The organism is Bartonella sp. OC16QHHD (assembly GCF_042194035.1).
GTDB lineage: Bacteria > Pseudomonadota > Alphaproteobacteria > Rhizobiales > Rhizobiaceae > Bartonella.
The window spans coordinates 1-7,874 of sequence record NZ_JBHIMJ010000031.1 but is presented as its reverse complement, the minus strand read 5'-3'; the positions used below and the strand labels follow the sequence as shown (position 1 = coordinate 7,874).

The following is a 7,874-nucleotide window of genomic DNA, read 5'->3' as shown; positions in this document are numbered from 1 at the left end:
GATACCCTTGATCCAAACGCACCACCAAACGCATGCGACGAAGGCGAAGGCGTCATCCATATGGATGAGGAAGATAGATAAGTCAAATTAGCAAAAATGTAAAAAATCTCGAAAACCGCTTGACATTATTTCTGTAATGTGTATTTTCGAATCAGGTGCCTCAAAAACACCTTAAAATACACAGCGGGTGGATTGCCGAACCAATCTCTTTTCCGCACATTAAAGACTTTGACTTGTTATATGCTACATGCGTATAATGACATTGTCGGGTGTGGTTATGCTATACAATACCCTTTTGGGAAAAGCATAACGACGGACTGTGTACCGTGTTTTTGAGCACCCGGCACTTTTTTATTGAGTGTCAATCAAAAACGTCTAATTACACAGGAGTTCATAATGAACACTCTTATAAAAATTACAGAACAGGTCATTGATGGTGATACTGTTCAAACAGTAAATGCACGTAATCTGCACGCATTCTTAGAGGCAAAACGAGACTTTTCCAATTGGATTACTGACCGTATCAAAAAATATAATTTATTAGAAAATCATGATTTTGTTTGCTCGCCAAATCTGGTGAGCAAAGGTAGAGGTGGTCACAATCGTAAAGATTATCATCTAACTTTAAGTGTAGCAAAAGAGCTTTCTATGCTTGAAAACAATAAGAAAGGTAGAGAGGCTCGTTTATACTTTATCAAATGCGAACGGCTTTTGAAGCAAGTAACAACACCACAAATACCTGCACCACAAGTTGACTACTCTAAACCCGAAGCATTACTTGGTGTCTTGAATCACTTACAAACTCAAATTGAGCAGAAAGACCATGTTATTGCTGAACTAACTCCAAAAGCAGAGGCTTTGGATGGTTTAAAACGTTCTGATGGTTTATTCGGTTTGATAGAAGCTGCGAAGATGTTAGAAGTACGGCCAAAGGATTTAACTGATTACTTGCGTCAACATGACTGGGTGTATCGACGGGCTCCAGGGGCGCCTCTATTACCTTATCAGGACAAAATAAAGAAAGGCTTTATGGATTGTCCTGCGATTACCATTCAAAGACCAGATGGGACAGAAAAGGTCCTGCCTTCAACGAAAATCACATCTAGAGGATTGGCATGTTTGAGAGAACAAATCCATGGGGGTGTGCAATGAATAGCAGTGTCGACTTCTTATGCGATTTGTGGATGGCATTGTTTAAGCTTTCTAACCATCGAGGCATTGGAGATAAGGACTGCAATGCTATAGTTGAGGTTATGGAATCGGTCGTAGATGCTCTGGTTTTAAAGCTTCAAGATGACGTGCCTAATATTACAAAAATCTTGGCAATTTTGACAGATTTTGGAGCTTCAGAACTTCCACATCGTATGGATTCTTTGTTGCGAACTTACGAACCAGATTTAGAGAGCCCCATTAAAAAGGTTGCTTAAGTACCTCCCTTCCCATCTTTAAAGGTGGGGAGTGAACACTAAAGTTACACGTGTGGAACTGGTCGTTCAAGAGGCTGTACAGCCAAACGAAACCCCATGGTACGCAGTAAAGCATTCAAGCTGCGGAACTCTGGATTACCTTTTTCTGAAAGTGTACGGTAAAGTTGTGTTGGGTTCAAGTTGGCTGCTTTAGCTACAGCTTGAACACCACCATAAGCTTTGGCCATTTGGCGTAGAGTTACAAGTAGCTCACCTTGATCACCATCTGCTAGGATTGCATCAAGGGTAGCTGCTGCCAACTCAGGGTCATCACGGAATATTTCTGCCATTGCATCATCATGGTTACGGTCTTTCATTTTTGCACTCCTTTAATCTTCACGGTTTTGCCAATCACGCCAGCAAGCACATGCACGAGTGATATCAGTCTCTTGTGTTTTTTTGCTGCCACCGCATAATAGCAACAATACGGTCTTTCCAGATTGGACATAATAAACTCGGTAGCCAGGACCAACATTAATACGCAATTCATGAACACCCTCACGAAGCGGCTTGAAATCGCCAAAGTTTCCCTGCTCTAAACGATTAAGGCGGCGAATAATTGCAGTTTTAGCCTGTATATCACGGAGCTTTCGCAGCCAATCAGCTATCAAGTCTTTGCCATCAGAAGTAAGGTAGTGACGTATTTCAAACATGATGTATATTCGTTTATAAACGAATATTTGTCAAGAGAGAAATTAAAAGTTGAGAAAAAATCTTCTTTTATTCCAATGAAAAAGCGACATGAAGCTTAACCAAGCTATCTTTCCGAATGAGAAAGATGTCAATTTTTTAATCCAGCTCTGCTTTTTGCGGAGCTTTTTTATGGAGAATCATATGCGAAAAATATCATCAGAAGGACTAGCACTTATTAAACAATGGGAAGGTTTGCGTTTGAACGCCTATAAAGATGCCATTGGGGTGTGGACAATAGGTTATGGACATACAAACAGTGCTGGAAAGCCTTTTATTTACGAAGGCATGACAATCACTGAAAAGCAAGCAGAAGAACTTCTTTGCCAAGATTTAAGACAATTTGAAAATGTCGTTGAACGCGCTGTTACAGTTTCATTAACAGATGAACAATTCGCGGCGTTAGTGTCGTTTTGCTATAATGTAGGAACAGGAGCCTTTTGTAACTCGACACTGTTAAAAAAGCTCAATCAAGGTGAATATGAAGCTGTCCCTGCCGAGCTACAGAAATGGACCAAAGCAGGCGGGAAGCGTCTTGAAGGTCTAGCACACCGGCGCGCAGCAGAAACAGGGCTATGGGCAAAAGGGGCTTATGTTTCCTCCAATTATCAAACAGTAGAAACGCAAGCACCAACGGGGATTTTCAAAGCAGAAGCACTTGCTCCGATTATTGGCTCTTTTTCTGGGCTTGGTGGTTTGTTAGCAGGAAATGGACCAATCCAATGGGCTTTGGCAACCATTATGGTTTTAGCCGCATGTGCTGGTATTTTCTTTGTTGCTAAACGCTTTCAGGAGCACCGCCTATGATCTTATGGATGAAAAGAAATCTGATGCTAACAGGCGCGGCTTTAGCCGCTTTTTTTATTGCATTAGCAAGAGCTTTTACTCTTGGGAAAAAAGCAGAGCAACAAAAGCAAACAGAAAAAGCTTTAAAAGCAGCCACAACACGGCTGGAGGTGGAAAATGAAGTTAATCAAAAAAGTGATGCTGATGTGCATGCTGCTCTCTCTGACTGGTTGCGCGACAAATAAATATGCTTCTTCTTGTATTGGCTGGTTGCCAATTTATTTAAGCCGGAAAGATCTGAACACCATCAGTTCAAACTTAGCAAGAGAGATCTTAAAGCACAATAATCTAGGTGAACACGTGTGTGGGTGGAAACATGGCTAGAAAAAAAACACAAGACGATATAGAGCTTACAGAAGCAGAAAAAGAAATACTTCAAGAAATCATCATGACCTACAAAAGTATAAAAGTGATGTCTCGTTATACGAAATGGATTGTACTCATTATACTCTTATTAGCGCTTGATTTTTCACGTATTATAGATGCATTAGTAAGTATTTTTACACAAAAACCAAATATCCAACTCTAAACATACTCTGAGACGCGCGAAATTCTTTAGAAAATGATTTCTTAATTTTGCTCGTCTCATGGAGGCGATAGAGAATGTCTTCGCCCATTTAAAATAGTGGTTCTCAAAGAGTTAAACACACCAAACCTTTCCTTAAAATATGAAATTGACTGACAGCAATCAAACTTTCAAAGCTTGTAGAGAGAACAAATTTTGTTTATGAAAGCAGCTAAGCCACGTTACAAAGTGATGTTATATTCTGTTCTAATGATTGTGGAATTTTGATCTTTGGTGAGAAAATCATCAGTTCTTGAGCTTGTCTCTTATTTTGTAGAGAATACCGTATATTAAATTCTATTTTAGGATATTGATTGTACAAGAATTTAATTTCTTCTACGTTGTCATAAGTAATTAACCAAAGCGCATTCACATGTTTAGAAATGATACTTTCTAAATCGCAATGATCTTTAGCTTTATAAAATGAAGTATACAGCTCTTTTCCTTTTTTAAAATAAGGAGGGTCCATATAAAAAAAGGTGTTTTCATCAGTTCCATAACGCAGCAAAAATTCCTGTGCATTTAAACGAGTTAAATATATCCTATCTTTTTGTACACTTATATTTCTAATCCGGCTAATTAAGTCCCTTTTGTTGAATCTACAGTTTATTTTGTAACTCCCAACTTGTTGTTTTCCTCCAATAGGACCAGCATTTTTAATGATTCCAGATCTGTTTGTGCGATTCAAAAAAAATGCAGCAAACCCAACGCTAAGCACGTCTGCGTTTTCAGGAGAAATTTCTTTTTGTTTATACCACTCTTCTAAGTTAATGGTCGTTGTATTGATTTTTTCTATTAATTCTTCTGTCTTGTGCAAAACACAATACCAAAAACTCCAAATAAACGGATCAATATCATTAATGTAGATATCTTTAACATCGTTATTTAAAAGAAAATTTAGAGCCAATCCGCCCCCACCAGCAAAAGGCTCACGATAAGAACATCCATTTAATCCATTTTTCTCAAAAATTTCTTTGATTCTTCCATAGAGTGCAGCCTTGCCACCAGGATACCTTAATGGAGAATAATTATAAGCCATCTCTGTAAACCTTACAGTATTAAAACAAAGCCATGTTATCATATTTTGTTCATATTGGCCAGCAATGGCTAAAGCATTTGACGAGCATTCTGCAATTTTTTGTCATACACTTCATTGATTAATTGCATTAACACTGGCTTTAATACTTGTATATCACTGAGAACCTCTAGATAACTCAAGGGTGCTGAACGGAAGGCATGTTTAGCTGTATTGGCTTGCATTCTAACCTTCGCTAGAGTGTCTAAAATAGCTTTCTCATTTTCATTTATATACTGTGTATCGTCAAGTTCGGTTTTTAATAATCGACAATACTTTGAAAACTTATCCTTTAAAAAATTATCAAAAGATTTGTTTTCTCGGCCTAAAAAGCCTGTCAGCCCTTCGAATAAACAACTAAACGCTATATACACAAGAGGTGTATCAGCGTCAGTACCTAATTTTTTTACTGAAGAATATATACTGATGGGTTTTATAATACCTAATTTCTGCAACTGATCTGCAATTTCTTCATCATAAATGCGGCGAAATAATTTTTGTTTTGGATAATTTCCATCTTTATTCGCATCGCTTGTAGGTAGATTATCTTTTCTTTTAGAATACTCTGTTTCTTTTTTATCCTTGCCTTTTCTAGCAAGCTTTTTAGAAGAACTAAATAAATTAGTTAGATTAGAAGAATCAAATGATTTAGTTAGACCAAATTTGCGAGATAAGATTTCAAAATATTTTTCTATATCTTTTCTATTATTGCAAGAACGAGAATTTATCTTTTTTTCAAGTATATCTTGTACAAATTGTTTCAAAAAATTATCAAGTGCAGAATTTTCTTCATATGAACATGAAAAGATGAGCTTGTCCTCCAACTGATTATAATAAATTCCAGTATACTCAAAAAAAGTTGTTTTAGAAATCAAACGTGTGACAGTCGTTATCTCATAATCTAATGAAGGATCCTCCAACAGATGATTCAATAATAGGTATGCAAATCTATTCGGATTGTCTGGCGAATAACGTGACTTTTGTATAGCATTCCATGGCTTCACACCTTTTCCATTATTTTGACCTAAATGCTTTATCTCCATCCAGTGATTTGCTTCTTTTATGTCAGAAGCAATAGCACATTCTACAGAAGTTATGTGAATTTTACGGTCAGCACTATATTTAGCGATCTTTTTACCTAGATGCTCTGGAGCTAGACTTGGATTATCAAGAAGTTTGAGCGCAGCAAGCCGCCGATTACCTTCTTTAACAACGTACTTCTCTCCATCTTGTATTACCATAAGCTTTTCAAATGGAGACAACCCGTTTTCAGCAATATCTTCGGCCAATTCCAAAATTTTTTCTGTAATACAAAGAAAATTTATAGCATCCTTTTCACTTGTGAATCTGGGAATTCTAGGATTTTCTAGATCAAGTTTAAGTGTTTTTAAAGAAAATTCTTTAGTGTTTATCATTACTCTTAACCAACAATACAAAATATCGAATCATAATATTAACATGGTAAACTGACAAATATTCTATATTAAAGTCTACTTTATATATGAATCACACTTTGGAATCTCTCTTTAATCTTCTCTAGCTAAAAGGCGAGTAATGTTTTAAACATCGTCCAACTTTTTCCTTTTATTTCAAAGTGAAGTAAACGTAAATGCTGCAAAAGAATCCAGTTCAGGCACTAAAAGAATCCAGTTCAGGCACTAAAAGAATCCAGTTCAGGCACTAAAAGAATCCAGTTCAGGCACTAAAAGAATCCAGTTCAGGCACTTACATCATTTGAGAAAAATTTCTGAGAAAAGACTCTCTATTTTTAATTTTGTCAAGCCTTTCCTGATATAAAAGACGCCCATTGTTCCAAGAGAACATGTCGCTGTTCTAAAAAATCCGTTCGCATGTAGGCTTTCGTCACTGAACTCCCAACTGTATGTGCAAGAACAGTTTCGGCAATCTCAAATGGTGTTGACGTTGTCTCTGCTATCCAATCCCGTAAGCTTGACCGAAAACCATGGGGACGATAAGTCAAACCACAAACTGTCATATACTTTGCCATGGTGGCATCAGAAATGGGGTTGCCTCTAAGACCAGAAAAGAGAAAACCATTCTTTTCAAAGGGGAGAGTTTTTTCAATAACTCTCAAAGCTTCATCACTTAGTGGCACGCGAAAGTCTGAAACTTTCCCTACAATACCTTTCATGTTTTCTTTTGGTATCGTCCATATATTTTTGTCAATTTGTTCAAGACGCAAATAGCGCAATGGATATGACCGTGCGCCTGTCAAAATCAATAACTTCAGTGCTAAATTTGAAAGGATCTTATCATCCAAGCTTTGATAAAATGCCGGAACCTCTTGCCATGGCATAGCAGGAATATTTGTTGATGTAGCACGTGGTTTTCCTAAAAGAGCGCGTGCTTTCATACAAGCCTGTAAATCAACATCTAAACCAAGAGCCGCAGCATATTTCAAGCAAATATTGATACGGTTAAGTGCTTTTCGCGCTGTGTCTGCTTTTTCATGCCAAAGGGGCGCGAGAACATTGCGAATGATATTGGCTGTTAATTTTTCTATAGGTAAATTACCTATGTGTGGAATCACGTGCAACTCTAGTGGAGAAAACCAGCGACCGTTTTTACCTTCATTTTTCAACTCTGCTTTTTTGCTTTCAAAAGCCGCTTTTGCAATTTCTTGAAAAATATTGCTTTGCTGTTTTAAAATAGTCTGTTCTCGAAAGACAATAGGATCATTGCCTTCTTTAAGAATATCACTATAATATCTTGTAAGCTCACGCGCTTCTTTTAAAGAGAGTTTCGTAACAGGACCAAGTCCCATTTCACGGCGCTTATTGTGGTGCGTATAGCGAAAAAACCAAGAGCGTGTATTGTCTTTTCGAACATTCAACCACAACCCTGCCCCGTCACAATATTTACCCTGCGGAGACGTCTTTACGAATGATGCTGATAACCGATGAATCGCCCTCACTTAACGTCCCCTCTCGTCCACCTTTTTGGGTCCACCTTTTAGACCACCTTTAATTTCTGATTTGAGATTTTTTCTTTAATACTTACTTTTTTTATTGAATCATAAAAAGCTATAGACATCAATACGCCCTTACACATCTTTATATACTTTGAATCTTGTTGCTAAGCCCCTGCTTGCCGCGTCTGGGAATGTTTCCTATTAGAAAAATCCATAGAACCAAAGCCACGATGCACCCCCAGATTGCCAACAATAATCGCCACCATCGAGGGAATAGAAATACCTGCCATATCAACAATA

General features: G+C 37.6%; 10 protein-coding genes. 5 read left to right on the top strand and 5 right to left on the bottom strand.

The features are described 5' to 3' along the window. Positions 1–396: 396 nt before the first annotated feature. Together ACFIK1_RS04305 and ACFIK1_RS04300 are read left to right on the top strand one after the other, a co-directional pair. Positions 397–1,152: an antA/AntB antirepressor family protein gene (locus ACFIK1_RS04305; RefSeq protein WP_375662169.1), complete on the top strand. Its 756-nt coding sequence runs from the start codon at positions 397–399 to the stop codon at positions 1,150–1,152. Beyond that, the gene (locus tag ACFIK1_RS04300; protein ID WP_375659581.1) at positions 1,149–1,427 is read left to right on the top strand and encodes a hypothetical protein; all 279 of its coding nucleotides are present in this window, start codon (positions 1,149–1,151) and stop codon (positions 1,425–1,427) included. Before ACFIK1_RS04305 ends, ACFIK1_RS04300 begins: the two co-directional genes overlap by 4 nt. A 44-nt stretch (positions 1,428–1,471) precedes the next feature. Here the strand turns inward: ACFIK1_RS04300 and ACFIK1_RS04295 are convergent, their stop codons facing one another. After that, a complete protein-coding gene (locus tag ACFIK1_RS04295) occupies positions 1,472–1,783 on the bottom strand; it encodes a DNA-binding protein (RefSeq protein WP_208439803.1) in 312 nt (103 codons plus the stop codon). A 12-nt stretch (positions 1,784–1,795) separates the two neighbouring features. Then, positions 1,796–2,119 carry a type II toxin-antitoxin system RelE/ParE family toxin gene (locus ACFIK1_RS04290; protein WP_375632850.1) on the bottom strand — a complete coding sequence of 108 codons (324 nt, stop codon included), beginning with the start codon at positions 2,117–2,119 and terminating at the stop codon, positions 1,796–1,798. Between the two features lie 181 nt (positions 2,120–2,300). On the opposite strand from ACFIK1_RS04290, the gene ACFIK1_RS04285 reads away from it, so the two are divergent. The 3 genes from ACFIK1_RS04285 (at position 2,301) to ACFIK1_RS04275 (ending at position 3,531) form a co-directional block, all read left to right on the top strand. Beyond that, positions 2,301–2,963, top strand: coding sequence for a lysozyme (locus ACFIK1_RS04285; RefSeq protein WP_375662168.1), 663 nt, complete (start codon positions 2,301–2,303; stop codon positions 2,961–2,963). Continuing rightward, positions 2,960–3,187: a hypothetical protein gene (locus ACFIK1_RS04280; RefSeq protein WP_375624190.1), complete on the top strand. Its 228-nt coding sequence runs from the start codon at positions 2,960–2,962 to the stop codon at positions 3,185–3,187. Before ACFIK1_RS04285 ends, ACFIK1_RS04280 begins: the two co-directional genes overlap by 4 nt. 131 nt (positions 3,188–3,318) lie before the next feature. Continuing rightward, the gene (locus ACFIK1_RS04275) at positions 3,319–3,531 is read left to right on the top strand and encodes a hypothetical protein (protein ID WP_375662167.1); all 213 of its coding nucleotides are present in this window, start codon (positions 3,319–3,321) and stop codon (positions 3,529–3,531) included. Positions 3,532–3,739: 208 nt separating this feature from the next. Here the strand turns inward: ACFIK1_RS04275 and ACFIK1_RS04270 are convergent, their stop codons facing one another. From ACFIK1_RS04270 to ACFIK1_RS04260, 3 genes are all read right to left on the bottom strand, one after another. Further along, positions 3,740–4,606: a DNA adenine methylase gene (locus ACFIK1_RS04270; protein ID WP_375620555.1), complete on the bottom strand. Its 867-nt coding sequence runs from the start codon at positions 4,604–4,606 to the stop codon at positions 3,740–3,742. 68 nt (positions 4,607–4,674) lie between these two features. Then, a complete protein-coding gene (locus ACFIK1_RS04265) occupies positions 4,675–6,057 on the bottom strand; it encodes a ParB/Srx family N-terminal domain-containing protein (protein ID WP_375620556.1) in 1,383 nt (460 codons plus the stop codon). 362 nt (positions 6,058–6,419) lie between these two features. After that, a complete protein-coding gene (locus ACFIK1_RS04260; RefSeq protein ID WP_375662166.1) occupies positions 6,420–7,577 on the bottom strand; it encodes a tyrosine-type recombinase/integrase in 1,158 nt (385 codons plus the stop codon). Positions 7,578–7,874 lie beyond the last annotated feature (297 nt).

Excerpts from the sequence above, each read along its gene's own strand:
- ACFIK1_RS04305 (WP_375662169.1), top strand. The coding sequence starts at position 397 with ATGAACACTCTTATAAAAATTACAGAACAGGTCATTGATGGTGATACT.
- ACFIK1_RS04300 (WP_375659581.1), top strand. The coding sequence starts at position 1,149 with ATGAATAGCAGTGTCGACTTCTTATGCGATTTGTGGATGGCATTGTTT.
- ACFIK1_RS04295 (WP_208439803.1), bottom strand. The coding sequence starts at position 1,783 with ATGAAAGACCGTAACCATGATGATGCAATGGCAGAAATATTCCGTGAT.
- ACFIK1_RS04290 (WP_375632850.1), bottom strand. The coding sequence starts at position 2,119 with ATGTTTGAAATACGTCACTACCTTACTTCTGATGGCAAAGACTTGATA.
- ACFIK1_RS04285 (WP_375662168.1), top strand. The coding sequence starts at position 2,301 with ATGCGAAAAATATCATCAGAAGGACTAGCACTTATTAAACAATGGGAA.
- ACFIK1_RS04280 (WP_375624190.1), top strand. The coding sequence starts at position 2,960 with ATGATCTTATGGATGAAAAGAAATCTGATGCTAACAGGCGCGGCTTTA.
- ACFIK1_RS04275 (WP_375662167.1), top strand. The coding sequence starts at position 3,319 with ATGGCTAGAAAAAAAACACAAGACGATATAGAGCTTACAGAAGCAGAA.
- ACFIK1_RS04270 (WP_375620555.1), bottom strand. The coding sequence starts at position 4,606 with ATGGCTTATAATTATTCTCCATTAAGGTATCCTGGTGGCAAGGCTGCA.
- ACFIK1_RS04265 (WP_375620556.1), bottom strand. The coding sequence starts at position 6,057 with ATGATAAACACTAAAGAATTTTCTTTAAAAACACTTAAACTTGATCTA.